29 protein-coding genes are annotated in these 25,447 nt (G+C 62.9%); 19 read left to right on the forward strand and 10 right to left on the reverse strand.

What is annotated here, in order from left to right; genetic code table 11:
• Nucleotides 1–91: 91 nt before the first annotated feature.
• On the forward strand, nucleotides 92–460 hold the full coding sequence (locus tag AC1RTP_RS22835) for a VOC family protein (RefSeq protein ID WP_498610791.1): 369 nt from the start codon (nucleotides 92–94) through the stop codon (nucleotides 458–460).
• Between the two features lie 32 nt (nucleotides 461–492).
• Here the strand turns inward: AC1RTP_RS22835 and AC1RTP_RS22840 are convergent, their stop codons facing one another.
• The 5 genes from AC1RTP_RS22840 to AC1RTP_RS22860 all read right to left on the reverse strand — a co-directional run bounded on the left by AC1RTP_RS22840 (nucleotide 493) and on the right by AC1RTP_RS22860 (nucleotide 3,626).
• Nucleotides 493–1,104: a DUF1579 domain-containing protein gene (locus AC1RTP_RS22840; protein WP_498610794.1), complete on the reverse strand. Its 612-nt coding sequence runs from the start codon at nucleotides 1,102–1,104 to the stop codon at nucleotides 493–495.
• Nucleotides 1,105–1,165: 61 nt separating this feature from the next.
• Nucleotides 1,166–1,348, reverse strand: a complete 183-nt coding sequence (locus tag AC1RTP_RS22845; protein WP_498610795.1) for a hypothetical protein — start codon at nucleotides 1,346–1,348, stop codon at nucleotides 1,166–1,168.
• Nucleotides 1,345–1,767 carry a hypothetical protein gene (locus AC1RTP_RS22850; RefSeq protein ID WP_498610796.1) on the reverse strand — a complete coding sequence of 141 codons (423 nt, stop codon included), beginning with the start codon at nucleotides 1,765–1,767 and terminating at the stop codon, nucleotides 1,345–1,347. Before AC1RTP_RS22850 ends, AC1RTP_RS22845 begins: the two co-directional genes overlap by 4 nt.
• 98 nt (nucleotides 1,768–1,865) lie before the next feature.
• Entirely contained in the window at nucleotides 1,866–2,702 is an 837-nt protein-coding gene (locus tag AC1RTP_RS22855) for a GNAT family N-acetyltransferase (RefSeq protein WP_498610797.1), read from the reverse strand.
• Nucleotides 2,703–3,626, reverse strand: coding sequence for a class I SAM-dependent methyltransferase (locus AC1RTP_RS22860; protein ID WP_498610799.1), 924 nt, complete (start codon nucleotides 3,624–3,626; stop codon nucleotides 2,703–2,705).
• 87 nt (nucleotides 3,627–3,713) lie between these two features.
• On the opposite strand from AC1RTP_RS22860, the gene AC1RTP_RS22865 reads away from it, so the two are divergent.
• From AC1RTP_RS22865 to AC1RTP_RS22895, 7 genes are read left to right on the forward strand one after another with little or no spacing between them, the layout of a single operon-like run.
• The gene (locus AC1RTP_RS22865; protein ID WP_498610800.1) at nucleotides 3,714–4,499 is read left to right on the forward strand and encodes a substrate-binding periplasmic protein; all 786 of its coding nucleotides are present in this window, start codon (nucleotides 3,714–3,716) and stop codon (nucleotides 4,497–4,499) included.
• Nucleotides 4,500–4,525: 26 nt separating this feature from the next.
• Nucleotides 4,526–5,218 carry an RDD family protein gene (locus AC1RTP_RS22870; RefSeq protein ID WP_498610802.1) on the forward strand — a complete coding sequence of 231 codons (693 nt, stop codon included), beginning with the start codon at nucleotides 4,526–4,528 and terminating at the stop codon, nucleotides 5,216–5,218.
• The gene (locus AC1RTP_RS22875; protein ID WP_498610804.1) at nucleotides 5,215–6,174 is read left to right on the forward strand and encodes a stage II sporulation protein M; all 960 of its coding nucleotides are present in this window, start codon (nucleotides 5,215–5,217) and stop codon (nucleotides 6,172–6,174) included. The genes AC1RTP_RS22870 and AC1RTP_RS22875 overlap by 4 nt, the downstream gene beginning before the upstream one ends.
• Nucleotides 6,161–7,744: a DUF4129 domain-containing protein gene (locus tag AC1RTP_RS22880; protein ID WP_498610806.1), complete on the forward strand. Its 1,584-nt coding sequence runs from the start codon at nucleotides 6,161–6,163 to the stop codon at nucleotides 7,742–7,744. Before AC1RTP_RS22875 ends, AC1RTP_RS22880 begins: the two co-directional genes overlap by 14 nt.
• Nucleotides 7,741–9,033 carry a DUF4350 domain-containing protein gene (locus tag AC1RTP_RS22885; RefSeq protein ID WP_498610808.1) on the forward strand — a complete coding sequence of 431 codons (1,293 nt, stop codon included), beginning with the start codon at nucleotides 7,741–7,743 and terminating at the stop codon, nucleotides 9,031–9,033. The genes AC1RTP_RS22880 and AC1RTP_RS22885 overlap by 4 nt, the downstream gene beginning before the upstream one ends.
• Nucleotide 9,034: 1 nt before the next feature.
• Nucleotides 9,035–10,027, forward strand: coding sequence for an AAA family ATPase (locus tag AC1RTP_RS22890; protein WP_498610810.1), 993 nt, complete (start codon nucleotides 9,035–9,037; stop codon nucleotides 10,025–10,027).
• Nucleotides 10,027–11,331, forward strand: coding sequence for a DUF58 domain-containing protein (locus AC1RTP_RS22895; RefSeq protein WP_498610812.1), 1,305 nt, complete (start codon nucleotides 10,027–10,029; stop codon nucleotides 11,329–11,331). The genes AC1RTP_RS22890 and AC1RTP_RS22895 overlap by 1 nt, the downstream gene beginning before the upstream one ends.
• Here the strand turns inward: AC1RTP_RS22895 and AC1RTP_RS22900 are convergent.
• Together AC1RTP_RS22900 and AC1RTP_RS22905 are read right to left on the reverse strand one after the other, a co-directional pair.
• Nucleotides 11,309–11,803, reverse strand: a complete 495-nt coding sequence (locus AC1RTP_RS22900; protein ID WP_498610813.1) for a DUF805 domain-containing protein — start codon at nucleotides 11,801–11,803, stop codon at nucleotides 11,309–11,311. The genes AC1RTP_RS22895 and AC1RTP_RS22900 overlap by 23 nt on opposite strands.
• A 6-nt stretch (nucleotides 11,804–11,809) precedes the next feature.
• Complete coding sequence (locus tag AC1RTP_RS22905; RefSeq protein WP_498610815.1) at nucleotides 11,810–12,349, reverse strand: DUF805 domain-containing protein; 540 nt, start codon at nucleotides 12,347–12,349, stop codon at nucleotides 11,810–11,812.
• A gap of 136 nt (nucleotides 12,350–12,485) precedes the next feature.
• Here AC1RTP_RS22905 and AC1RTP_RS22910 point away from each other — a divergent pair, with 136 nt between their 5' ends.
• Complete coding sequence (locus AC1RTP_RS22910) at nucleotides 12,486–13,640, forward strand: TIGR04552 family protein (protein ID WP_498610817.1); 1,155 nt, start codon at nucleotides 12,486–12,488, stop codon at nucleotides 13,638–13,640.
• Here the strand turns inward: AC1RTP_RS22910 and AC1RTP_RS22915 are convergent.
• A complete protein-coding gene (locus tag AC1RTP_RS22915; RefSeq protein ID WP_498610819.1) occupies nucleotides 13,637–13,885 on the reverse strand; it encodes a DUF1059 domain-containing protein in 249 nt (82 codons plus the stop codon). The genes AC1RTP_RS22910 and AC1RTP_RS22915 overlap by 4 nt on opposite strands.
• Before the next feature lie 196 nt (nucleotides 13,886–14,081).
• Here AC1RTP_RS22915 and AC1RTP_RS22920 point away from each other — a divergent pair, with 196 nt between their 5' ends.
• Nucleotides 14,082–14,744, forward strand: a complete 663-nt coding sequence (locus AC1RTP_RS22920) for a PEP-CTERM sorting domain-containing protein (RefSeq protein WP_498610821.1) — start codon at nucleotides 14,082–14,084, stop codon at nucleotides 14,742–14,744.
• A 99-nt stretch (nucleotides 14,745–14,843) separates the two neighbouring features.
• Nucleotides 14,844–15,140, forward strand: coding sequence for a PsiF family protein (locus tag AC1RTP_RS22925; protein WP_498610823.1), 297 nt, complete (start codon nucleotides 14,844–14,846; stop codon nucleotides 15,138–15,140).
• Here the strand turns inward: AC1RTP_RS22925 and AC1RTP_RS22930 are convergent.
• The gene (locus AC1RTP_RS22930) at nucleotides 15,137–16,420 is read right to left on the reverse strand and encodes a hypothetical protein (RefSeq protein WP_498610825.1); all 1,284 of its coding nucleotides are present in this window, start codon (nucleotides 16,418–16,420) and stop codon (nucleotides 15,137–15,139) included. The genes AC1RTP_RS22925 and AC1RTP_RS22930 overlap by 4 nt on opposite strands.
• A 185-nt stretch (nucleotides 16,421–16,605) precedes the next feature.
• Between AC1RTP_RS22930 and AC1RTP_RS22935 the strand changes: the two genes are divergently transcribed.
• Genes AC1RTP_RS22935 through AC1RTP_RS22970 form a run of 8 tightly spaced genes read left to right on the forward strand, consistent with a single transcriptional unit; the run spans nucleotide 16,606 to nucleotide 23,536 of the window.
• Entirely contained in the window at nucleotides 16,606–17,355 is a 750-nt protein-coding gene (locus AC1RTP_RS22935; RefSeq protein ID WP_498610827.1) for a GntR family transcriptional regulator, read from the forward strand.
• Between the two features lie 2 nt (nucleotides 17,356–17,357).
• Entirely contained in the window at nucleotides 17,358–19,106 is a 1,749-nt protein-coding gene (locus tag AC1RTP_RS22940) for a fumarate reductase/succinate dehydrogenase flavoprotein subunit (RefSeq protein WP_498610829.1), read from the forward strand.
• A complete protein-coding gene (locus AC1RTP_RS22945; RefSeq protein WP_498610832.1) occupies nucleotides 19,081–19,314 on the forward strand; it encodes a 4Fe-4S dicluster domain-containing protein in 234 nt (77 codons plus the stop codon). The genes AC1RTP_RS22940 and AC1RTP_RS22945 overlap by 26 nt, the downstream gene beginning before the upstream one ends.
• Before the next feature lie 19 nt (nucleotides 19,315–19,333).
• Complete coding sequence (locus AC1RTP_RS22950; RefSeq protein WP_498610834.1) at nucleotides 19,334–20,728, forward strand: ABC transporter substrate-binding protein; 1,395 nt, start codon at nucleotides 19,334–19,336, stop codon at nucleotides 20,726–20,728.
• An 8-nt stretch (nucleotides 20,729–20,736) separates the two neighbouring features.
• Nucleotides 20,737–21,531, forward strand: a complete 795-nt coding sequence (locus AC1RTP_RS22955; RefSeq protein WP_498610836.1) for an ABC transporter permease — start codon at nucleotides 20,737–20,739, stop codon at nucleotides 21,529–21,531.
• Nucleotides 21,528–22,319: an ABC transporter ATP-binding protein gene (locus AC1RTP_RS22960; RefSeq protein ID WP_498610837.1), complete on the forward strand. Its 792-nt coding sequence runs from the start codon at nucleotides 21,528–21,530 to the stop codon at nucleotides 22,317–22,319. The genes AC1RTP_RS22955 and AC1RTP_RS22960 overlap by 4 nt, the downstream gene beginning before the upstream one ends.
• A gap of 9 nt (nucleotides 22,320–22,328) precedes the next feature.
• Complete coding sequence (locus AC1RTP_RS22965; protein ID WP_498610839.1) at nucleotides 22,329–23,264, forward strand: HEAT repeat domain-containing protein; 936 nt, start codon at nucleotides 22,329–22,331, stop codon at nucleotides 23,262–23,264.
• Nucleotides 23,261–23,536: a DUF971 domain-containing protein gene (locus tag AC1RTP_RS22970; RefSeq protein ID WP_498610841.1), complete on the forward strand. Its 276-nt coding sequence runs from the start codon at nucleotides 23,261–23,263 to the stop codon at nucleotides 23,534–23,536. Before AC1RTP_RS22965 ends, AC1RTP_RS22970 begins: the two co-directional genes overlap by 4 nt.
• Here AC1RTP_RS22970 and AC1RTP_RS22975 read toward each other — a convergent pair.
• Nucleotides 23,533–25,422, reverse strand: a complete 1,890-nt coding sequence (locus tag AC1RTP_RS22975) for a hybrid sensor histidine kinase/response regulator (RefSeq protein WP_498610843.1) — start codon at nucleotides 25,420–25,422, stop codon at nucleotides 23,533–23,535. The two genes, AC1RTP_RS22970 and AC1RTP_RS22975, sit on opposite strands and share 4 nt — an antisense overlap.
• Nucleotides 25,423–25,447 lie beyond the last annotated feature (25 nt).

The raw sequence follows: 25,447 nt of genomic DNA on the forward strand, positions 1-25,447 counted from the left end.
CGATCCCGGCGCATTTGCGTCTCGGGCTCGTCGGGGTGTGGCCGGTCGATATCCAGGCACTCCCGTTGGGCCCACCGACTATGGAGTGAATATGCAACTGAATCATCTCGACCTGTCCGTGCCCGATGTGGCTGCGGCTTCAAGCTTCCTGACCCGCCATTTCGGCTTCACCCTGCTGCAAAACAAGGGCAATCACGGCATGGCCGTTCTTTCCGGCGAAGGCGGAGTGGTACTCGTGCTTACCCGCTGCGAGGCGCCAAGCTATCCAAAGACATTCCACATCGGCTTCCTTGTCGGCGACGCGGATGAAGTCGCAGCCAAGCATGCAGAGCTCGAAGCTGCCGGCGTGGACGGATTGTCGCCGGTGCAGGACATGCGCGGCGGTCCAGGCTTTTACTGCCGCACCGATTGGGGGATCTTGCTGGAAGTCGCGAACCGCACGCCGGTGCGGATATCCTGACGCCGGCGTGCCGGCCCCTCGCGGGGCCTTTATTACTTGACGCGTGTGTAGCTCATTTCCATCCACTTCATTTCTTTCCCGCCCGGCCCCGGCCCCCACATCTCCAGCTTGTGGTTGTCGTTATCGGTAATGGCGACGCTCATCGTGTACGGGATTTCCTTGCCGCTCATCGGATCGGACATCATGCCCTTGTACTTGATGGTATGGCCGTTCATCGAGCCGTGTGCAAGGGTCATGCCGGTGCCGCCGGAATCGATCCAGCTGCCGAAGTATTTCTTCGTCACGTTGTCGTAACCCTGGATACCCATGCCGTCGAAAGGCTGGCCCATGAACTTGCCCTGGTAGCTCTCCTGCAGGTAGCGGTTCCCCATGATCCACTTGCGCTCAGTGGAACCGTCGCTTTCCTCAGGCGGTTTGGAGGGGTCCATCCACATTTTTGATTTGACGGTGAACTTGCCGGCCAGCGCATCGAGTTTCTTGTGCGCTTCGCCCGGAGTGGCGGCCTTGGCCATGAGTTCCATGGCAGTCTTTTCATCAGGCGGCGCGGCAGCCTTCTTCTTATCCGGTGAACCGCTGACGGCAGCGCCAGCCAGGGTGAATCCAGCAACAACAACCAGGTACTGCGCGATACGACGGAGCTTCATGACTTCCTCCTATCCAGCAGGGTTGTGGAGCAGCCATTCTCCGCGCGTCCGCGCGGCCCTGTCAACCACGCCGCTGCGTTTCGCGCAACTTGCGCCGCAAGCGCAGGTTATCCGCCACAGCAGACACCAGGGCAAGCGTCATCAACGCAACCACCGCATCCGCATCAAGATAGTGCCAGAATGCCCAGGCGAACAAAGCACTCACAACAGCGGAGAAGAAAAGCCATAGCTGGTCTTTCATCATCGAATCATCCTCGTGCGATAAATACTACGCCCTATCGTGTTCGTTTCATAGATTGCTGGATTGCGGCGCAGTGTGGCCGCTAGCCAAGGACGGTACAACCCAGTTGATCGTATATCCCACAACACGTCTGCGAGGGAGACTCCACCGCTGAGCGTCTTACCCGTCGCCACAGCGATACTTCCAATGACGGCCCCAACGTAAAACGAGGCGGACAAGGTCGCGACCATACCAAGCTTCTCTGCCCTTAGGCCTGCGCCAACCAATTCACCCACAGTTACCCGCTGACCAAACTTATCGACGTGTGCAATGAAAGCTGCGGCGTTCGCGAGGGCCATTTGCAAGCTGCCGAACATGGAAGCAGGGGCCGGCAAGCCAAGCGATTCCATGTTCTGCCGAAAATACTGGTAAAAATTGGACATGATCTCTCCCTGACTGATTGGCACAGAAAGAGATTAGCTGCAATTGGAAAGACGAGTTTTGCGTTGAAGCAATTCCAGCGCAACTAACGGCGCAGGGATTAGCCCAATTCGAAGCTTGTGATGCCGTATTGGCGTGCGAGGGGCAGGTTGGGGTCGGCGCCGGTGTACATGCGTGCCGTTTCGAAGCAGGCGTGCATGCCGTGGCGTTTGGCCAGGGCGACTGCCGCTGCATTCGGCTCTGGCACGTCGAGGAAGATTGGCTCGTCTTCGGGTACGCGGCCGCGCAGGGCTTGCAGCAATTCTTCCGCCACGTCGGGCGCTTCGGCGCACAACGGGCCGATCTTAAAGCCGGAGCGGCACGGACGCAGCACGCCATAACCAAGCAAGGCATCACCATCGCCACGCACGCCGAGCATGACGCTGCCGGTTTGCCGCAGCCAGCGCTGCATGAATGCTTCGCGATGATCGGGGAAGAAGGCGCGGTCGTAGGCCACCACCTCGTCGATATCCTGCGGGCCAAGCGGCAGGACGCGGCTAGGCGTCGGCAGGGCGCTGCCGCGACCTTCATAACGCACATTGCGATGCGCCAGCTTGAAGCCGGACCGCGCGTAATTGGCTTGCTGCGCCGGTACGCCATCCAGCGCTACATTGCGGCCTTCAAGCAAGGCCATGCCGGCACTCCAGATTTCCATGCCATGGCCCTGGCCGCGAAACGCCGGCCGTACGATATAGCCGCCGATAAATCCGAAACCGCTGCCATAGCGCACCGCGAAAATGCTGGCGACAGGTTCGCCGTCAATCAGGCCAAGCAGGAAGCCGCCAGGATCGGCTGCATGAAAACTGATCGCATCGGACAGGCCGGGATTCCACCCTTCCTCGGCCGCCCATTCGAGCACCACTTCCAGCTCGGGCAAGGTCATCGCGCGGATATCCATTCAGGCTCCCGCAGTCGTATCGTAGGCCGAGAAAGCAGCCCGCACCGCGTACTCCCATGCCGCGCTATCCTGCTCATAAAGCACTTGCGGCGGCGGCGCTGGCAGCGGGTCGAACGCAGCGCGACGGCGGTACAGGTACACCGTAGTCCACGCCACGCTGGGCGGCGAAAATTGCTTCACCAATTCAAAGGCCGGATGCTGCATGGGGAAGGTGACGGTCGTCACCAGCGCGCCCGGTTGCAGTTCGCGGGCCAGCTTGTCGGCCAGCCGGTCCATCAGCGGCGCGAAGCAGGTGCTGTAGACGTACACCAGGGAAACATCGCTGACGTCGGCGTTGAACATGTCCTGCTGTACAAGGCGGATGCGGCGCGCCACGCTGGCGGCCACATTCCGGTTTTCGGCTACACCCGCAGCCAGCATTTCCGCCAGCCGCACCTGCGCCATTTCGTGGCGATAAGTGAGCAGCTCAACGCCGGTGCAACGCAAGCCGGGAAAGGCCAGCGCAGCGCTCATGACCACCTTGCCAAGCCCGCTGCCAAGGTCGATGAAATGACCTTTCGGCGGCAGGAAAGGCGCCATCTCGTTGAAATAATTATCGAGCTCCTGCTGCGTGAATTCACCGTAGATCAGGCGGCCGTCATCGACCAGCCATTGCGCCAGGTCGGCATCGGAAATATCGGACAGGCGGCAAGTTGCCGCGCGCGCCGGCAACAAGCCATGCTGCTGGATGCCAGCCGGCACGGCGCCAGCGATCAGGCGCCGGTGCGGCTTCAAGCGGGCGATGAATGTCTCCCGCAAAGAAGGAGTGCGGAACGCTTCGCGCACCGCAAGGCCGATTTCGACGTAGCGCGTAGACAGCGCGTCGTCATGCACCGGACGCAGATGCTGCGCCCCGCTTGAAATTGCCTGCCTCATCGCACGCATTTTGTGGCCCCAGGAGTTATGTTTGTTTGCTGTCATTATGCCAACAATTCCAACCCGAGGGGACACCAGCGTGATAATCTTGGTCGCATGAGCTACAAAAGCCTTTGCGTGCTGCTGGCTTTGGTGACCGGCATGGCTGCCCATGCCGCGAAAGGCCCGCCGTTGCGCCTGTGCTTTGAAGATGTCGACCAGCGGCCATGGAGCACCCCTGGCGGTACTGGTTTGAATTTCGAACTGCTGAAAAGAGTCGAATCCCTGCTCAACGAGCAATTCACTTATGCCCCCAAACCCTGGAAGCGCTGCCTGAGCGAATTGAAGCTCGGCCAGGTGGATGCCGTGATCGGCGCCGCCGATGCCGTCAACCGGCGTCCCTGGTCGCGCATTCCCCAGCTTCCCGACGGAAGCGAAGATCCATCCCGCGCCATGTTTGAAGACGCCGCCCTGGTCTTCTTGCGCGTCGGCGGCAACGCCAGCTGGGACGGTCGCGAATTGCTGCCCGCCGGCAAAGCAGTCGTGGTGCAATCGGGCTACCTGGTGGCCCAGCAATTGCGCGACAAAGGCTACGACCCGCATGAAAACGTGAAGTCCGCTGCCGACGCATTGCGCATGCTGACAGCGGGCGGCTTTGACGTCGCCATCCTGCAGGGGCTGGAGGCCAGCAAACTGGCACAGGAAGATGCCCGCTTCAAGGGCCGCGTGCTGCAAGCGGACCAGCCCTTCTCCACGGTCAATCTGCACCTGATGGTGGCTCGCGGCGCCTACCAGCGCGATCCGCAGCGCATCGAAGCGATCTGGCAAGCGATCGGCACCGTGCGCCAGTCGCGCGATTACCGACAATTAGAGGAGGCCGCAGGCGTAAAACATTTTCATTGAGGAAATTTTATGGTTAAATAAAAGACATGAATCATCTCCTCGATGGCCGCCTGTCCCTGACGACTCCCGAAGGTGTGCGCCTGCAACTGACTCCCGCTGGTCCCGTGGTGCGCGCCTACGCCTGGGCCATCGATTTCCTGGCCTGGTCTTTTGCCACTTTCGTCATCGCTGCCATCCTGGGCGCGACCATCCCTTCCGGCAAGCTCTCTAGCGGCATTTATTCGCTGGTCCTATTCCTCGCTTACTGGGCTTACCCTGTTGTATGCGAGGTGTATGCCGGTGGCCGCACTTTCGGCAAATACGCGGTCGGCCTGCAGGTGCTGCGCGCCGACGGCCTGCCAGTGCGCTGGCGCGAATCGGTGCTGCGCAACTTGCTGCTGGCGGCAGACTTCCTGCCGATGTTCTATGCCTCCGGTCTGGTGTGCATGCTGTGCGACCGCCATTTCCGCCGCATGGGCGATATCGTGGCCGGCACCCAGGTGGTGTACCGGCACAAGCCGCCCAAACGCGTCGAACCGCCGGCTGCGTCGCCGCTTCCGCTGCCCTTCCCTTTGACACCGGAGCAGCAGCGCGCGCTGGCCGACCTGTTCGCGCGTGAAAACCGGCTGCCGCACGGCCGCATGCTGGAGCTGGCCGACATTGCCGCGCCACTGACCGGCCGCGAAGGCGAAGAATCACTGGAACGTTTGCGCGGCATGGCCGCAGGATTGGTACGATGAAGCAGGCGCAGTTCGAAACCACTTACGGGCCCCTGTGGAGCGAAATCGACACCCTGCTATCCAAGGGTGCAGAGGGCCGCGAGACCTTACCCGAACAATACCGCCGCTTGTGCCAGTGCCTGGCGCTGGCTAGCCAGCGTGGCTACTCGCCGCAACTGGTGTCTTACTTGCACGGGCTGGTGGCGCGCTGCCACCACGCGCTGTACGGGGTCGCGGTGGAGCGCCCCACAGTGATGCTGCAATGGCTGCGTCTCGACTTGCCGCGCCGCGTGCGCGCTGAATGGAGACTGCTGCTGCTGGTGCTACTGTGCCTTCTCGGACCGGCCATCGCCATCGGCCTGCTGGTCGCGCATGACGCCCACAATGCCTACCTGTTTTCTTCGCCGGAGAACCTGGCCCGCATGCACCAGATGTATGCGCCATCGGCCCTCACCGTCGGGCGCGGCGGAGCCGAAGGCGATGTGCAGATGTTCGGCCACTACATCTGGCACAACGTCTCCATCGGCTTCCGCACTTTTGCCAGCGGCATCTTTGGCGGCATCCCGGCCTTGCTGATTGTGCTGTTCAACGGCATGCAAATGGGCGTGGTGGCGGCCTGGCTCAGCCTCGATCCCGCTACCCGCATCAATTTCTGGTCTTTCGTCGTGACCCACTCCAGCTTTGAACTGACAGGCCTGGTCTTGTTCGGCATGTCCGGCATCCGCCTCGGCCTGGCCCTGGTCAAGCCGGGCCGTTTGCGCCGCCGCGAAGCGCTACAGCAAGCCAGCATCCAGATGTACCCCGTGGTGGCAGGCGCCGCGCTGCTTACCGTGCTCGCCGCCTTCTTCGAGGGCTTCTGGTCGGCCAGCAGCTTTGCTCCGGCAATCAAGTTCAGCGTCGGCGCGGTGTGCTGGACCCTGGTGTTCCTGTTCTTTGGTTTCGCCGGCCGCGAGAAAGGCAAGCATGCAACTCGATAAGCTGCGCCTTGACCTGCGGCCGCGCAGCAATGCCCAGGGCCTGGACCTCGGCTTCGCCCTGCTGCATGCCGGCGGCGCGGATGCCTGGCTGGCATGGCTTGCGCTCTGGCTGCCGCTGTCGGCGCTCGCGGTGCTGGCCAGCTGGCACTGGCAGGTCCCGTTCCTGTTCTTCCTCTTGCCCTGGTGGCTGCGGCCTTTGCTGGAACGGGCGCCGCTGCACGTGCTTTCGCGCCAGGTTTTCGGCCAGCAGGCCACATGGACCGAAGCCTTGCGCGCATGGCCGCGCGAACTGGGCGGCGGCTGGTTCCGCATGCTGACCTGGTGGCGTCCTTTCATGGCCGGGCGCGGCCTGCACCAGCCGGTGTGGGTGCTGGAGCAGGCGCGCGGAAAAACAGCCACAGCGCGACGCACCACCATCGCGCGTGGCAATACAGGCAGCGCCGCCTTCATTTTCGGCGTCAGCTGCTTTGCACTCGAAATGCTGGTCTTGTCGGTCGGGGCGCTGGTAATGGTCAGCCTCTTCATGCCAAATGAAACACCCGATCCGTTTGCCCTGTTCCGGGTGGAAGACCAGGCGCTGCAATCGGCCCTGCTTACCGCCGCCTTGTGCGTGGGCGGCGCCGTCATGGGCCCGATCTATACCGCTTGCACATTCACCCTGTACTTGAATCGCCGCGCCACGCTGGAAGCCTGGGACCTGGAAATCGTGCTGCGCCAGCTGCGCGCGCCAGCTGCCCGTCCGACCGCGCGCCAGGCCGCTGCGTTCCTGATGGCGGCGCCGCTGTTGGCCATCGCCTTGCTTGGCATGCCGCCGCCCGTGCAGGCCGCTGAAGTTGTTGCCAACACCGCCAAGACAGATTGCGCCCCTCCCAAGGACCTCGTAATCGAAGCCGATGGCCGCGGCGCCAACCTGTCTCCGGAACAAGCCCAAGTTCGCCGCCAGGTGGACCAGCTCTATGCCCACGAAGATTTGCGCGGCTTCCGTTGTGCCGAGGAATGGGAGTTGCGCGATCCGCCGGCAGAAAAGGAAAAGCAGAAGGAAAGCCTGAAGCCCCTGCTGCCACGCTGGCTGGCCGCCATTCTGGCCGGCGTGTTCAAGGCCCTTGCCATCGGCGGTGCAATCGCCCTGGTAGCCTGGCTGCTTTGGCGCTACGCAGCGCCGCTGCGCTTCAATTTCGAGGCCGCGCCTGGACCAAGACTGGCCACCGAAGTCGGCGGTCTCGATATCCGCGAAGAGAGCTTGCCGGACAACGTGGCCGGCGCCGTGCGTGCGCTGTGGCAGCAAGGACAGCAGCGTGCCGCACTGGCCCTGCTTTACCGCGCCACGCTATCGCGCCTGGTCAACCGCCAGTCGCTCAAGCTGCACGAGGGTGATACGGAGGGCGAATGCCTGGCCCACGCTCGCAACGCCAACGCTGCCGGCTCGCTCGATCACACCAGCCTCGCCCTGGCCGACCAGGCCACCACGCTGTGGCTGAACGCGGCTTACGGCGCGCGCTGGCCGGCCGCCGACACCGTTGCTACGCTGTGCAGCAGCTGGCAGGCTCACTTCGATCGCGAGGCAGCATGAAGCCACGCTACATGGCCCTGATCGCGCTGTTCGCTGTGCTGCTGACCGGCGCCGGCTACGAGTTGTGGCATATCTACCTGCACAAAGTCTGGCGCGGCCAGTTCTACTACTCCGAAGCGCAGATCAAGAACCCGATGCTGGCTGCTACCCGCCTGCTGGAAGCGCGCGGCCACAAGGTACGCATCGAACCGATGCTCAATTACCAGCTCCTGAACAAGCTGCCGGACGGCGTGCTGCTGCTGTCGCCTTATGCGCGCCAGCCGGACGAGCACCAGGCCGCCTTGCTGCTCGATTGGGTAAAACGCGGCAACACCCTGATCATGACGCCGGGCTGGGTGCAGAATACCGACGACAAGTCCGATAAGCCGGAAGCGATCAGCGATGAACTGCCCGACCCGCTGGGCAAGCACTTTGGCGTATCGATGTCCGGCCGCACCCGCATCGACGAAGCTTGCCGGCTCGATCCGCTGGAAGCCAAGCGCCGGGAAAAACAGGCCGCCGCGAAAAAGAAGGCCAAGGACGAAGATGAAGAGGACGAGGAGCAAGAGCCGGAACCTCCCGCCCACCTGGTCTGCCTGAACGCGCCCGGCGCCGCCAACACCATCGAACTGCGGCGCCAGTCCGACAGCCTGCAGCGCTTCGAAGGCAAAGGCCCGGCGCCGCTCTGGGGCGACACCCATGAACTGTCCGTGCTGGTCTACGCGGAAGGACGCGGCAAGGTAGCCATGGTGGCATCCGACGCGATGGAAAACTATTTCGACAACGACAGCCTGCGCCAGTTCGACCACGGCGAATTGCTCCTGCTGCTGGCCAGTCAGGGCGGCGCCAACGCGCCGGTCCTGCTGGTGCAGCACAACGAGACCGTAGGCTGGGCCGCTTGGCTGTGGCAGCATTACCGTCCGGTGCTGCTTGGCCTGGCCGCACTGCTGCTGCTCTGGACCTGGAACGCCACGCGCCGTTTCGGCCCGCTGCTGCCGGCAACGGCCGGCGCGCGCCGCGCCCTGATTGAACATATCGAAGCGAGCGGCCGCTGGCTGTGGAAGCTGCCGCAAGGCCGCAGCCTGCTGCTGGAAGCGGTGCGCAAACGCACCATGCTGCTGCTGCTGCGCCGCCTGCCCGAGCTCCACGCCCTGGACGGCAACGAGCGCGCGCGCCGCCTTGCGCGCTTGGCCAAACTGCCGGAAGCGCAAGTGAGCGAAGCCCTGCTGGGCGCCCCTGCCGCACGCGCCGCCGATTTCACAAGACAGATATCCATACTCCAACAATTGCGAGCCCACCATGAGCGATAGCATGTCCCTCCCGCCTAATAACGCTATTCCGGCCGACCGCCTGACGCAGGCCGTCGACATCGTGCAGCGGCTGCGCGAGGAAATCGGCCGCGCCATCGTCGGCCAGGAAGCGGTGGTTGAGCAAGTCCTGGCCTGCTGCCTGGCGGGCGGCCATGTGCTGCTGGAAGGCGTGCCTGGCTTGGGCAAGACCCTGCTGGTCAAGGCGCTGGCCAAGACCTTTGCCGGCGACTTCTCGCGCATCCAGTTCACACCCGACCTGATGCCGGCCGACGTGATGGGCCACGCCGTATTCGACCAGCGCCAGCAAACCTTCAGCATCCGCAAAGGTCCTGTGTTCACGCACCTGCTGCTGGCCGACGAAATCAACCGCGCTCCTGCCAAGACCCAGTCGGCGCTGCTGGAAGCAATGCAGGAACGCCAGGTCACCATCGAGGGTGAAGGCCACGTGCTGGCTGCGCCCTTCATGGTGCTGGCCACCCAGAACCCGCTGGAAAGCGAAGGCACCTACCCGCTGCCGGAAGCGCAGCTGGACCGCTTCCTGATCAAGGCGCAGATCGCCTATCCAAGCGAGAAGGAAGAAACCGAAATGCTGCTGGCCGTGACCCAGGACCGCGTTGGCGATGGGCTCGAAGTGGCCCAGGTGCGCACCCTGATCAAGCCCGAGACCCTGGTGGCTCTGCAACAGCTGGTAGCGCGCATCCGTGTCGACGAGACGGTCGCCAACTACGCCGTGCGCATGGTGCGCGCAACGCGCCAGTGGCCGGGCGTGTCGGTTGGAGCCGGCCCGCGCGGCAGCATCGCCCTGATCCGCCTGGCACGCGCCATGGCCCTGATGGGCGGTCGCGATTACGCCACGCCGGACGATATCAAGCAGGCCAGCCTGCCAGTGCTGCGCCACCGTATCGCCCTGTCGCCGGAAAGTGAACTCGACGGCCTGGGCGCAGACGACGTGCTGGCAGCGCTGATCGAATCCGTCGCTGCCCCGCGCAACTGATGAAGCCAACCCGCCGCATGTTCCACGCCCTGCTGGGCCTGACAGCGCTTGGCGTTCCCGCCAGCGTGTGGCCGCAGCTGCAGGCGCCGTGGCAGGTGCTGGGCGGCGCCCTGCTGCTGGCCGCGGCCAGCGATGCGCTGCTGGCGCGACGCCGTCCCGCCCTGCGCGTCGAGCGCCAACTGGCTGGCGTGCTGCCGGTCGGCGCCTGGCACGATGTGAAGCTGACGGTGCACAATGAAGGCGCAACGACATTGCAGCTCGACGTCTTCGACGATTACCCTCCGGCCTGGGAGCTGGAAGGCATGCCCCATGCCACGCATCTGGCGCCTGGCGCCTTCACCACCATCGCCTACCGCGTGCGGCCGCTGGAACGCGGCGACGGCGAGTTCGGCACGCCGTGGCTGCGCGTAGCCGGCCCGCTCGGATTATGGCAAGCGATCCACCGCATCGGGCCGCAGCAGACGGCCAAAGTCTTCCCCGACGTGGCGCGCCTGCTGGGGCAAGCCCTGCGCGCCACAGACCGCCAGGCGCCCACCGCCGGTTCTCTGGTTAAGCGCCAGCGCGGCGAAGGTACGGACTTCCGCCAGCTGCGCGAATACCGGCGCGGCGACAGCCTGCGTTCGATCGACTGGAAGGCCACCGCGCGCCACCGCAAGCCGATCAGCCGCGAATACCAGGTGGAGCGCGACCAGCAGGTCGTGTTCCTGCTCGACACCGGCCGCCGCATGCTGGCGCGCGACGGCGACACCAGCCATTTCGACCACGCGCTATACGCCGTGCTGACGCTGGCCTTCGTCGCGGGTAAGCAAGGTGACGCGGTGGGTTTGATGAGCTTTGGCGTGGACAACCGCTGGCTGCCGCCGGCCAAAGGCCGCATTGGCCTGGACCGCACGCTGGCCGGCGTGTACGACTTGCAGCCGGGCGAAGCAGCGCCCGATTACCTGCGCGCTGCCAACGACTTGTTGAACCGCCTGGGCCGCCGCGCCTTCGTGGTGCTGGTGACGAATGTGCGCGATGAGGATGACGTGGCCTTGCGCCAGGCCGTCGACCTGCTGTCTTCGCGCCACCTGGTGATGTGCGCCAGCCTGCGCGAGCGAGCGCTGGACGCCGCAAGCAACGCGCCTGTCAACGGTTTCGACGATGCCCTGCGCCTTGCCGCCAGCGAACATTACCTGCAGCAGCGCCAGGAAGCGATCCGCCGCCTTGGCCTGCGCGCCGGCCACCTGGTCGACGTCGCTCCTGAACACCTGGCTTCCGCCCTCCTCAACCGCTACCTCGACATCAAGGAGAGCGGAGCACTATAAACCATAGCAGGACCAGGCCGCCAATCGCCGCCGCAGCCATGACACTGCGCTCGGTTGGCGGCGGCACGGGGCCAAAGCGATTGGCGTTCGGCGTGCCGGGCGCCACCAGCAGATAGATCAGGAACACAAACTGAAGGATCGGGAACAGCAGTAAAAAGGCCCACCACGCGCTGACATCAAAATCGTGCAGCCGCCGACGTATCGCGTTCACCAGCGCCAGTGCTGAAGCCAGCAATGCGATGGCCGCATGCCCCCACCCCACCAGCGAACCCCGTGTGTACACCACCCCGAACGACCTTTCCACGGTGGTCAGCACCACGAGATAGACAACCGCGAAAGCCAGGCCGGAAAAGCCATACGCCACAAACCGCGCACGCCCGATCCGGCTATTCCATGCAAACAGCCGCGTCGCATCGGCAAGCTCTGACTGCAGCTTGAGGTCTGCCTGCGGCGCGGTGTACGGGTTATGCATCCGGAATTACTGCCCCATCTGCTCGGCGCGCGCTTTCGCGGAGTAGCCCGAATATGCCGGAATGGCGATGGCGGCGACGATGCCGATGATGAAGAAAAGCGCCGGGATCCAGGCGAGCAATTTCACGCCGATCGAATTGGGACCGGGCGGAGGGCCGTATTCATTGGCATCTGCATTGCCCGGTGCGAACAGCAGGTACAGCGCAAAGAACGGAACCACGATCAGCAAGGCCAGCCAGCCTGTGTGGCCGAGGTCAGCCAGGCGGCGACGCGCCAGCATGATCGTTATCACGATGGACGCCAAATAAGTGATGCCGATGCCAATTGCGCTGCCACCCTCGGCGGCATTTCCAAAGGAGCCGGTCAGCGCGCCAACGCCGGCGGCGAGGAACATGGCCGGCATTACTAGCAGGCCCCAACCGATGCTGTACGCCCAATAACGCAGGCGGCCTATGCGACCATTGATGGCGAAGAACTTCGGCATATAGGTTTCGTTGCTGACCGGTTCTGTCAGCTCTGCTTGTGGCATGGAATACGGATTGGTCACGGCTGATCCTTTTAAGTTGATATAAAAGTTACCTCGAAGAAAATACTACATTACTCTTTTGGTAACACACAAGTAAGATCTGCAAACAACACCTCACCTTGCGGCATGCACTCAACGCTGCGATACTTTCCTTACCATGCATCCATCTCTCAAGTGCCAGGGCAAGTTTTCCCTGAACTGGACTTACCTGAATGCGATCGCCTCCGGCGTGTCGGCAATCGACCTCGGTGGGCTAGCCCTGCGCAATAAGCATGACGCGCACGAATTCGTGCGCGAATATGGTTTCGACATCGACAATCCCCACGCCCGCGAAGTGATCGCCAAGGCCCATGGCGAGGCGCTTGACTTTGTCTGTACCGCCTTCCTGACGCCCGGACAGGCCGCCCTGATCCCGCCCGAAGTACGCATGCCGGAAGATCCACTGGACCTGCTGGTGTTCGCCTCCCTGCACGGCAATGAGCAAGTCGAATTGCGCCGCATGTGGTCCTGCGCCGTGCTGAAAGTGATGCATGGCGTGTTCTACATCGATAACAATCTCAAGCTGCGCTATTTCAATACCATCCGCCAGCAAGTGTTCGCCAGCCTGGATGAGGTGATCCGCGAAGAGGACGGCCAGCATTATTTGAGCGATGGCGAGATTTGCCTGCCCTTATTGCATTTTGACCGCAAGAACAACAAGAGCCGCGCCAGCATCCTGCTGAAGCTGCTGCAAAAAGCAGCCTACCTGGCAGCCGACATCTTCGACCATCTCGGCGTGCGCATGGTGTTCGGCACCCGCTTCGAATGTCTGCTGGCCCTGCGCACCCTGCAACGCGCCCACCTGATCTCGGTGACCAATGTGGATTCACAGCGCACCCGCAACACCCTGCTCGACATGGAAGCGGCCAAAGAAATCTTCACCCAATACCGCTGCCTTCTGGAAGCGGCCGATGGCTATCCGGCCGAACTGCTGGAAAAGATGGATGCTGAGCTGATGGACATTTCCTCACCGCAGACGCGCGCCGACAACCCGCACAGCGGCACCGGCTTCAACAGCATCCAGGTCACGGTGCGCAAGATGATTCATGTACCGTCCGACGATCCGGCGGCAAGCGGCCCCGACTACGATGTCGGCTTCTTCTTCGAATACGAAATCCAGCTGATGGACAAAGTCAGCCATGGCCGCACGCTGGAAGGCCCAGCCAGCCACGACGCCTATAAAAAGCGGCAGGTCGAAACGGCACGCCTGCGCGTGCTCGGCCGCGACCTGATTCGTTACCTCGAAGCCCAGCCTGACGAGCAAGCAGCTTAGTGCGTCCGCGCGCCTTCCGGTGCGCCAGTGGCAACGCCCGGTGGCATCGCATGTTCCGGCGGCGTACCGTCGTGGATCATGCCACGGATAGCGGCGCGCAGTTCAGGCGTATCAGCATGCTTATGCACCGAGACTGCGTGCTGGACCGCAGTTTCCAGCAACTCGTCTTCGCTGTCTGCCGCAATGGCGACACTGCAGTGGGTGTCGCTTGGGAATTCGCGGCAATCGATGAATTTACGGGTCATGGCAACCTCCCTTCCGAAGAGCTACTTACACTATAGGCCGTTTGGCCGGCAATGCCATGCTTTGACCGTCGGAAACATTTACAACTTGTCAAACAAGAGTAACATTTCCATCGGCTAAGTTATTGATTATTTACATCTTTTCCTTGTGGCATGACTCCTGCTTATATGCATGAAACTTAACCAGAAGGAGCTCACAATGCGTGTCGCAAAACTCGTCAAAATGGCTGCAGCACTGGCCTTTATGGGTGCTGCCATCCAGGCCAGCGCCAGTCCAATCAGCCTCACTTTCGAAGGCGTCGGCGACCAGGCCAGCGTCAATGATTTTTATAACGGGGGCACCGATAGCGCCGGCAACAGCGGCACGAATTTCGGCATTAATTTTTCGACGTCCAGCCTGGGCCTGATCGACTCCGACGCTGGCGGCAGCGGCAATTTCGCCAATGAACCTTCGGCCAGCACCATCCTGTTCTTTACTAGCGGCGCTGCTGCCACCATGAACGTGGCCGCTGGTTTCGACACTGGCTTCTCCTTCTACTACGCCGCCTTCTCCAGCGGCTTCGTCAACGTCTACGACGGCTTGAATGGCACCGGCAATGTGCTGGCCACGATCAATCTCGCCGCCCTTCCTAACAACTGCTCGGGCGATCCGACCGGCGGCGCCTGCCTTTGGACACCGATCGGCGTCGCGTTTGCGGGCATTGCCCATTCGGTCGATTTTGGCGGCACCGTCAACCAGATTGGCTTTGACAACATCACGCTCGGAGCCGCGGATCCAAGCGGCATTCCAGAACCAGGCTCGATGGCGCTGCTGGGCCTTGGCCTGGCGGCCATGGCCGCACGCCGCCGCAAGCAAGCCTGATTGCGGGCAGACTGAAAAAGAAAAACGCCACCCTCGGGTGGCGTTTTTCTATGTATAGTTACTGTCGCAAGACCAACTCAACTGTTACGAGGAACCCTCATGAAAAAACTGATCGTTGCTGCCCTGGCTCTGTCTTGTTCCGCTGCCTTTGCTGCGGCGCCAGCCCCGGCAAAGAACTCCCAGCAGTCCAAAATGACCACCTGCAATAAAGAAGCCGAAGGCAAGAAAGGCGATGAGCGCAAAGCATTCATGAAGGAATGCCTGAGCGCGAAACCTGCCGCGCCAGTGACGCAGCAGGACAAGATGAAGACCTGCAACGCCGACGCTACAGGCAAGAAGGGCGATGAGCGCAAGGCATTCATGAAGGAATGCCTGAGCACGAAGAAAGCCGCTTAACGCAGGCCGGATGGCAGGCGTGGCGAAGATAGCAGGCTCTTGAATGCTTCCCAGCGCTGCTTGCGGGCGGCCGCCGGATCGGTGGCCGTCACATGCTTTTCAGTCCAGGCTTTGACCATATCCTTGCCCAGGTTGTAATTGATCACATAGCCGCGGTTCGCATCATAAAAGGACAGTCGCTGCGCCGATTTCTCCGGCGGGTACAGCGACACATTCACCAGCCACTCAATGGTCTGCTCGCGCGTCCATTTCCCTTCCAGATAGGCCTGCGCCGCATCGTTGTCGGAGTAGCTCAGCTTGCCCAGCAGCTTCAATAACTGAGCGTACTGCGGCGCCAAGGCCGGATCCAGGCCCGCCAGCGGGTACAGCACCTTCTGTTCGAAGGCCAGGCGCTCATCGTCCGGGAAGGCCATCTCGATGCCATAGTTCGCGCTGCCTTCGGCAATCAGCGACATCGGCGAGAACAGCGGGTACACGCTGAACTCCACCCACTTGCGCTGCTTGACCAGCGACTGCTCCAGCAGCGCGTTGTAGACGTGGTGGCCAGGGTAGCCTTCATGGCAGCCCAGGTCCACCGCACGGTCGATATAGATCGGGAATTCGGTATTAATCTGGATCAGGCTATGCGCGTTGCCCTTGTACCAGTTATAGCCGGACCACGGTTTATTGGTCACGAACTCCATCACGAAGCTTTCGTTCTTCGGCAGATCCATGAAGGCTGCGGTGCGCTCGCGGCATGCCGCGATGGACGCGTCGAACACCGCTTGCAGTTTGTCTTTCGGGATCACGAACTTCGCGCGGAACGCCTTCAAGCGCTCAGGCAGCGGCTCCGTACCGGGCAGCAGCTTGTCGACTTGCGCCACCAAGGCCAGGTAATAAGCGCGGTCATGGTGCGGCGTCACTGCGTCGTACAGCAACGCGGTCTCTTCGTCGAAACTGAACTTGCGTCCTTCCAGCATCTCGACACGGGCATGCATCGATTTCAACTGCTTGGACAGGAATTCAATGCGCAGGGCCTCGTCGGCGTTGTGTGCCTTTTGCATCGCGATGTCGCGCTGAGCCACCGCCACGTCAGCTTTAATCGAAGCCAGGCTTTGCTTGTTCTTCACTGCCTGCTTCTCCAGCTCCGGCGGGCCGTAATAGGCGTCGACATAGCTGCTGTCATGCTGGCCGATCGCCAGCACCAGCTTGCGGTAACGCTCCGCCACGTCTTGCACCGATGCCGCCATGGCGCTGCCGGCCATCAGCACCGCCAAGCCACCCAATACCAATTTTTTCATGTCTATTGTCTCCGATTGCCTGAAGCGCATAAGTGTAGCCCATTGAAGTACAGGAATTCGCTTTACGCATTTGCTTATGCTGCTTTCCCGCCATTTGCTGTGCGCATAAGCAAGCGCGAATCCATTCGTTCCCGCGCAATTACGTCGTCGATAAGATTTGTCCATCAAATCAATCATGACTTGTTATGACACGTACTCTCGCACTGTCGCCGGTTCCGCTCTACACCCAGGTCAAGGAAAGCCTGCGTGAAGGCATCCTCGACGGCACCTACCCTCCGCATTCGCAGCTTCCGCCGGAGAGCGAGATCGGCAGCATCTTCGACGTCAGCCGCATCACCGTGCGACAAGCCTTGCACGACCTGCAAATCGAAGGCCTGATCTTCAAGGTACCCGGCAAGGGCACCTTCGTCAGCAAGCCGAAAGCATTCCAGGAACTGACCCAGCTCGAAGGCTTCGCGGAAGCAATGTCGCGCCAGGGACATGAGATCTACAACCGCGTGACCGGCATCCGCACTGTGCCGGCAACGAGCAAGCTTGCGCAGCACCTGCAAGTCGGAGAAGGTACGCCGCTCGCGGAGATCCGCCGCATCCGTTTGCTGAACCGCGAACCGGTATCGCTGGAACTGACCTACGTCAGCGAAGCGCTGGGCGACCGCCTGCGCCGCGAAGACCTGGCAAGGCGCGACATCTTCCTCATCCTGGAAAACGATTACGGCATCGCGCTCGGCCAGGCCAGCCTGAGCATCGATGCAGCGCCGGCCGACATGGAAGTGGCGGCCGCACTGCAGATTTCCGTCGGCATGCCCGTGCTGCGCATAGAACGGCTGACCCATACCGCGGCCCGGCGGCCGCTCGACTTCGAATACCTCTACTTTCGCGGCGACGCCTTCCAGTACCGGCTGCAGCTGGCGCGCCGCACACCAACCCAGGAGTAAGCATGGAAACGCATATCCAGACTGTCGACGTACTGGTCATCGGCGGCGGCACCGCCGGCCCGATGGCAGCGGTAAAAGCCAAGGAAGCCAATCCCGCATTGCGCGTTCTCCTGCTGGAGAAAGCCAACGTGAAGCGCAGCGGAGCAATTTCGATGGGCATGGACGGCTTGAACAACGCCGTCGTCCCGGGTTTCGCCACGCCCGAGCAGTATGTGAAGGAAATTACCACCGCCAACGACGGCATCGTCAACCAGAAGACCGTCATGGCTTATGCCCGGAACAGCTACGCCATGATCGAAGAGCTGAACGACTGGGGTGTGCGTTTTGAAAAGGACGAAACCGGCGACTACGCCATGCGCAAGGTCCACCACATGGGCACCTACGTCCTGCCGATGCCTGAAGGCCACGATATCAAGAAGGTGCTGTATCGCCGCCTGAAGCGCACCCGCATCGAGATCACCAATCGCCTGGTCGCCACGCGCCTGCTCACGGCAGCGGACGGCAGCATCGCCGGGGCCATGGCCTTCGATTGCCGTACCGGCGACTTCCACGTGATCCGCGCCAAGGCTGTGGTGCTGGCGACCGGCGCGGCGGGGCGGCTTGGCCTTCCGGCCTCCGGCTACCTGTTCGGGACCTATGAAAACCCCACCAATGCCGGCGACGGCTACAGCATGGCCTACCATGCGGGCGCCGAGCTGTCGGGCATCGAGTGCTTCCAGATCAATCCTCTGATCAAGGATTACAACGGCCCTGCCTGCGCCTACGTCACCGGCCCGTTCGGCGGCTACACGACGAACAACAAGGGCGAACGCTTCATCGAATGCGATTACTGGAGCGGCCAGATGATGATGGAGTTCTACCGCGAACTGCAAGGCGGCGACGGCCCCGTGTTCCTGAAGCTGGACCACTTGGCGGAAGAAACCATCAGCACCATCGAAACCATCCTGCACACCAACGAGCGGCCGAGCCGCGGCCGTTTCCACGAGGGCCGCGGCACCGATTACCGTGAGCAGATGGTGGAAATGCACATCTCCGAGATCGGCCTGTGCAGCGGCCACTCCGCATCCGGCGTGTGGGTTGACGAACATGGTCAAACCACGGTGCCCGGCCTGCATGCGGCGGGCGACCTGGCCTGCGTTCCGCACAACTACATGCTGGGAGCGTTCGTCTACGGCAAGCTGGCCGGCGAGAGCTCGGCACGCTACTGCGCCAGCCGCGAGCTGCCTGCGCTGGATGAGTCGCAAGTCGAACAGGAACGCCAGCGCGTGTGGGCTCCGCTTGGCCGCAGCGACGGCCTGCCGCCCGGCCAGGTCGAATACAAGCTGCGCCGCATGGTGAACGACTACCTGCAGCCGCCCAAGGTGACACGCAAGATGGAAATCGGCCTGCAGCGCTTCGAGGCCATCCGGGAAGACCTGGACCGCATGTCGGCGCGCAACCCGCATGAACTGATGCGGGCGATGGAAGTCCACGCGATCCGCGATTGCGCAGAAATGGCGGCGCGCGCCTCGCTGTACCGCACTGAAAGCCGCTGGGGCCTGTACCACTACCGGGTAGACCACCCGCACAGCAACGATGCCGACTGGTTCGTGCACGTGCAGCTGCAAAAGAAGGACGGCGTGATGGCCTGTTTCAAACGCCCGATCGAACCATACATCGTCGCGCTGGACGAGGAAGAAAAGAAAGCCTACCAGCGCCTGCGCATCAATAAGGAGGAACCACAACATGCCAATCACCTCGCACATCACTAGCGTTCCGGTCAGCGTCGACGAAGACAAGTGCATTGCGCACAAAGGCTGCACGGTCTGCGTCGATGTCTGCCCGCTCGACGTGCTGGCGATCGATTTCATCAAAGGCAAGGCTTACATGCAGTTCGATGAATGCTGGTACTGCATGCCTTGCGAAAAAGACTGCCCTACCGGCGCCATTCACGTCGACATCCCCTACCTGCTGCGATAACTCTTTAGGAAAGCCAAATATGAAACTGCCTGTCATCGGATTGACCCTCGCGCTGCTGGCCGGCGCCGCGAGCGCCGAAACCATCCGCGTCGCTATCGGCACCCAGGACACAACCATCAATTGCGCCACCGGCGGCATCCTGATCCGCGAACTGAAACTGCTGGAGAAGTACCTGCCGCACGACGGCAAGTACAAGGACGCGCAGTACGATATCCAATGGAAGAACTTCACATCAGGCGCGCCGCTGACCAATGAAATGGTGGCCGGCAAGCTGGACCTGGGCTCGATGGCCGACTTCCCCGGCTCCTTCAATGGCGCCGCCTTCGCCAAGGCTGGCCGCCAAAGCCTGTTCATCAACGTGCTGTCCGGCAGCACCACCGGCAGCGGCAACGGCATCGTGGTGCCAAAGGCATCGGCGGTGCAGTCGCTGGCCGAACTGAAAGGCAAGACCATTTCCGTGCCATTCGCCTCCACCGCGCACGGCATGCTGCTGCGCGCGGTCAAGGCCCAGGGCTGGGACCCGGACAAGGACGTCAACATCACCACGCAGGCGCCGGAAATCGCCGGCTCCGCCCTGCAAAGCAACAAGGTCGACGCCCATGCCGACTTCGTACCCTTCGCCGAACTGTTCCCGCACCGCGGCTACGCCCGCAAGATCTATGACGGCTCGCAAGCCAACGCGCCGACCCTGCACGGCAGCCTGGTTGATGCGGCCTACGCCCGCAAGTATCCGGAGATCGTGGTTGCCTTCGTGCGCGCCGCCATCGAGGCCGACCGCCTGTTCGCCGCCGAGCCTGAGAAATATAGCGAACTGGTGGCCAAGGTGACCGGCATCGAGGCTGAAGTGAACTACCTGTTCCACGGTCCGCTCGGGCTGCAGACCCGCGACTTGAGCTGGAAGCCGGAGTACCGCCAGGCCGTGCGCACCTCGATCGAAACCTTGCGCCTGCTCAAACGCACCGACCAGGACCTCGACGCCGACAGCTTTATCGACGACCGCTACGTGCGCAGCGCCTTCCAGCAAGCCGGCCTCGATTACGATGCCCAGCTGAAGAACTACGCCAAACAGCCGCTGGTAGGCAAGGATGCTGCCACCGGCAAGCCGATCACGGACTCCCTGCGCCTGGCGCAGATCTGGGTCAGCGGCGAACACCTGGTGCGCCACTATGCTTCGCCTGAACTGGCCCTGGCCGACCTGGCCAAGCTGGAGAAGGCTGGCCGCAAGGTGCGCGCCGTCTACGCCCAGGATCGCAACAGCGGCATCAAGCTATTTGCCGGCGACGCCTGGTTCGTCAGCAGCGGCAAGAAGGAAATCAACGCCTTCCTGCTGAAAGAGTCGGCCGAAGCCTGGGCGCGCAAGGTCAAAGGCAAGGTGCTGGACTTCGAAGGCGCCAAGGCCGCCGTGGCTGGGTGAGGAAGACCATGGCTACCCTGAGTCCCCGCCTGCTGCGCGGCCTGGTGCGCGGCGCTTCACTGGCTGCCTGCGTGCTGGCCTGGAACTGGGCATCAACGCACCATATCGACTTCGGCGTGGCCAGTTTCCGCAACGTGCCATCGCCGCAGGAAACGCTGCAAGCCGCCGCAAGGCTGCTGCAATCGCCCAAGCTGGGCACGCACCTGTCGGCCAGCATCGGCCGCGTGTTTGCCGGCTACGCTGTCGCCGCTGCACTGGGAATCGCGCTGGGGCTGCTGATCGGGCGTTCCCGCCTGCTTGCCGCGGCCCTGCTGCCGCCGCTGGAAGTACTGCGCCCCATTCCCGCCGTGGCATGGATACCGCTGGCGATCCTGATGTTCCCATCGTCCGAACTGTCGATGGTGTTCATCACCTTCATCGGCGCGCTATTCCCCATCCTGCTCAATACCATCCACGGCGTGGAAGGCATCGATGCACGCCTGGTGGCGTCGGCGCGCAGCCTGGGCGGACGCGGCGCGGCGGTATTCGCCAACGTGATCCTGCCGGGCGCAGCGCCCAGCATTGTCACCGGCCTGTCGATCGGCATGGGAACGGCCTGGTTTTGCCTCGTCACCGCGGAAATGATTTCCGGCCAGTTCGGCATCGGCTATTACACCTGGTCATCCTACATCGTGCAGGACTACCCGGACATCATCGTCGGCATGCTGGCCATCGGCGTGTTCGGCATGGGCAGCAGCCTGCTGGTGCGCCTTGCCGGCAACGCGCTGATGCCCTGGTATTTCATTGGGAGGAAAACAGCATGAGTCATGGAGCGATCGATATCAGCGGCCTGCACATCCGCCTCGGCGAAGGCAAAGCCGCGCTGGATGCGGTGCAAGGCCTGTCGCTGGCGGCCAGTCCGGGAGAATTCCTGTGCGTACTTGGCCCATCCGGCTGCGGCAAGTCCACCCTGCTGGGCGCGCTGGCCGGACACTTGCAGCCCAGCGCCGGCACTGTGCTGGTCGACGGCCAGCCGGTGCGCGGCCCGCATCCCGAGCGCGGCCTGGTGTTCCAGCAGCACACGCTCTTCCCGTGGAAGTCCGTGCTCGACAACATCGCCTTCGGCCTCAAGGTTCGCGGCGTGCCGCGCGCCGAACGGCGCGAGCGCGCGCTGGAACTGCTGCAGCTGGTCGGCCTGCGGGAGCATGCGGCCAGCTATCCGGCCCAGCTCTCGGGCGGCATGCAGCAACGCGTGGAAATCGCGCGTGTCCTGATCAATGACCCGCGCGTGCTGCTGATGGACGAACCGTTCGCCGCCCTCGATGCGCAGACCCGCCTGAAGATGCAGCAATTGCTGCTCGACGTGTGGGCACGCATCCGCACCACCGTGGTCTTCATCACCCACGATATCGACGAGGCGCTGTTCCTGGCCGACCGCATCCTGGTCATGAGTGAGCGGCCCGGCCGCATCGTCGAAGAAATCCGGCTCGATTTCCCGCGTCCGCGGCGCGCCGACCTGGTCACAACACTGGATTTTGTACGCCTGAAGCGGCGCTGCCTGGAGCTGCTGCATCCGCAGCCTGCCGAACCAATGCTGCGCTACGCCACCTGAGGAGGAAGCTTGACTACCATCGCATTAGAAGAACGCTTGCGGCACGCCGACAGCACCGTACGCCGCATCGCGGTGCTGGACCTGGCCGACGAAGCCGACGACAACGATACGCCGCTGCTGCTGGCCGCGCTGGACGATGCCTGCCCCGGCGTGCGCTCTGCCGCCGCGCAGGCGCTATCGGACTTTGAAAGCCCGGCCACCGCAGCGGCGCTGGCGGCGCGTCTCGACGACGCCGACGCCCAGGTGCGCGCCGCCGCGGCGCAAAGCCTGGCCGAATTGAAGTTGCCGCAATCGGCGCCGGCCCTGCTGCCATATGCAGGCCATGCACAAGCCTTTGTCCGCGCCGCCATCCTGCGTGCGCTGCGAGAGTTACGTGCATCGGACAGTATCGGGCCGGCGCTGGCAGCGCTGCATGATGCCGACGCCGCGGTGCGCCGTGAGGCCGTAGCCGTGCTGGGCTACCTGAAACACACGCCCGCCCTGCCCACCCTGGCTCGATTGGCAACCAGCGACAGCGATACCGAAGTACGGCGCGCTGCAACGGGCGCGCTGGGCCTGGCCAGCGATGCAACGGTACTGCCGGCATTGTTCGGCGCGCTGGCCGATCCAGCCTGGCAGGTGCGCGAGGAGGCCGCCACCACACTCGGCAAGCTGCGGCAACCCGAGGCCGGTGCTGCGTTGGCGGCGGCGCTGCAGGACGACTTCTGGCAAGTGCGGCTGCGGGCGGTGCGCAGCCTGGGACGGCTGCGCCACCGGGCTGCCTTGCCCGCCCTGCTGCCCTTGCTTACCCACGTCATTGCCAACTTGCGACGCGAAACGGCCTTGGCCCTGGGCGAAATCGGCGCGCGCTCCGCCTTGCCGGCCTTGCAGCATGCGGTCCAGGATCCCGATCCGGAAGTACGCAAGGCGGTGCGCCTGGCCTTACAGCAGTTGGAGCAGGCATGAAACCACTGTCCATCGAACATGACGCCGATGCCGGCCAGACCGCCATCTACTGGCCCGACGCGCGAGTGCAAAAGCTCGATAACGCACTGCTGCGCCGAAGCTGCCGCTGCGCGGACTGCCTGTCAACCCAGCGCGCGGGACAGGCGCTAGCAATCGCCAACGACCTGCGCCTGTTACGCATCGTGCCGGTTGGTTCCTATGCCGTACAACTGGTGTTCAGCGATGGCCACGAACGCGGCATCTATCCCTGGGCCTACCTCAGCGCACTCTAGCTGCGCAACTGGCGCGCCAGGTCAGCCAGGCGGTAGGGCTTGCCGATCACGGAGAATTCCTCGTCCGCCTGGGGAAAGCCGGATGCCAGGATGATCTTGATGTCCGGGTAGCGCTTTCGCACTTCGCGCGCCAGGTCCAGTCCCGACATCCCGTTCGGCATCATCACGTCGCTGAACAGCACGTCGAAGTTGCGATCGCGCTGCAAGGTGCGCAGCGCATCGCCTGCGTCGCCGGCGTGCACGGTGCCGAAGCCCATGGTCTGGAACAGCTCGCGCGCAGACTCCATCACCAGCGGATCATCCTCGACGATCAGCACCCTCTCTTCACGCACGCCGCGCGGCGCTGGAGCAGGCGCCTCCGGCAGCGATTCTTCCAGCGCCGGCAGGTAGAGGTTGATCGAGGTGCCCTTGCCAACCTCGGTATCGATGGTCACGGCGCCGCCCGATTGGGCCATGAAGCCATATACCTGGCTCAAGCCCAGGCCCGTGCCCTTGCCCACCTCCTTGGTGGTGTAGAAAGGCTCAAAAGCGCGCAGGCGCACCTCCTCGCTCATGCCGGTGCCGGTATCGGCTACGCTGACGCGTACATAGTCGCCCGCCGGCAGAGAGTCGGCTTCGTTGGGCGCCAGAGTGACATTGCTCGTGCGAACTTCCAGCGTACCGCCTTCTGGCATCGCATCGCGTGCATTCACCACGAGGTTCAATAACGCAGCCTCAAAGCGCGCCTCATCGACGGATGCCTGGCGCAACCTTGGATCAAGATTCAATTCAAAACCCATGGACGGCCCGACAGCGCGCCGCAACACACCTTCGAATCCACTCACCAGCCAGTTCACTTGCTGCACGCTGGGCGCCAGCGGCTGCTGGCGTGCGAAGGCCAGCAGCTGTTGCGTTAGCGAAGCGCCACGCTCGACAGCACGCCGCATGCTGTCCAGCACGCGCGCGCTGGCCGCTTCCGCCGGCGCGGTGCGCAGGATGTCGATACCGTTCGACACCACCGCCAGCAGGTTGTTGAAGTCATGCGCCACGCCGCCCGTGAGCTGGCCGATCGATTCCATTTTCTGCGCCTGGAACAAGGCGGCGCGCGCCTGCTCCAGCGATTCCTGCGCCTGGCGCTGCTCCGTGATATCGCGCGTAACCTTGGCAAAACCGGCCAATTCACCGTCATCATCGTACAGTGCATCGATCACCGCATGCGCCCAGAATTGCGTACCATCCTTGCGCACGCGCCAGCCTTCGCTTTCGTAGCGGCCCTCGCGCACCGCAATTTCCAGCGCCCGTTCCGGCACGCCATCGGCCTTGTCTTGCTCAGTGAAGAAGCGGCGATAGTGCGTGCCAAGCACTTCTTCCGGCGCATAGCCCTTGATGCGCTCCGCGCCCAGGTTCCAGTTGGTGATCAAGCCTTCCGGCGACAGCTTATAGATCGCGTAGTCGATCACCCCCTGCACCAGCAAGCGGAAACTCTGCTCGCTTTCGCGCAGCGCTTCCATGGTGCGCTTGCGTTCCGTGATGTCGCGCGTAATGTTCGCAAAGCCGACATGCGCGCCTTCGCGCGTGTAGATCGGGTCGATCACCACATTGGCCCAGAAACGCGTGCCATCCTTGCGCACGCGCCAGACTTCGGCCTCGTAACGCCCTTCGCGCAAGGCAGTGGCCAGCGCTTTCTGCGGCAGTCCCGCCTCGCGGTCTTCCTGCGTATGGAAGCGCGAAAAGTGCGTGCCCAGCGCTTCCCTTTCGCTGCAGCCGTTGAAACGCTGGGCGCCCGCGTTCCAGCTGCTGATGCGGCCCACGGTATCGAGCATGTAGATCGCATAGTCGCTGATGCTGGCCACCAGAAGTTCATAACGGGTGGACAGACTCTCAAGCACAGGAGGATCGTTGATCATCAGTAGTGGTGCGCACTGCTGGCGC

Source organism: Pseudoduganella sp. GW821-FHT11H04 (assembly GCF_058807935.1).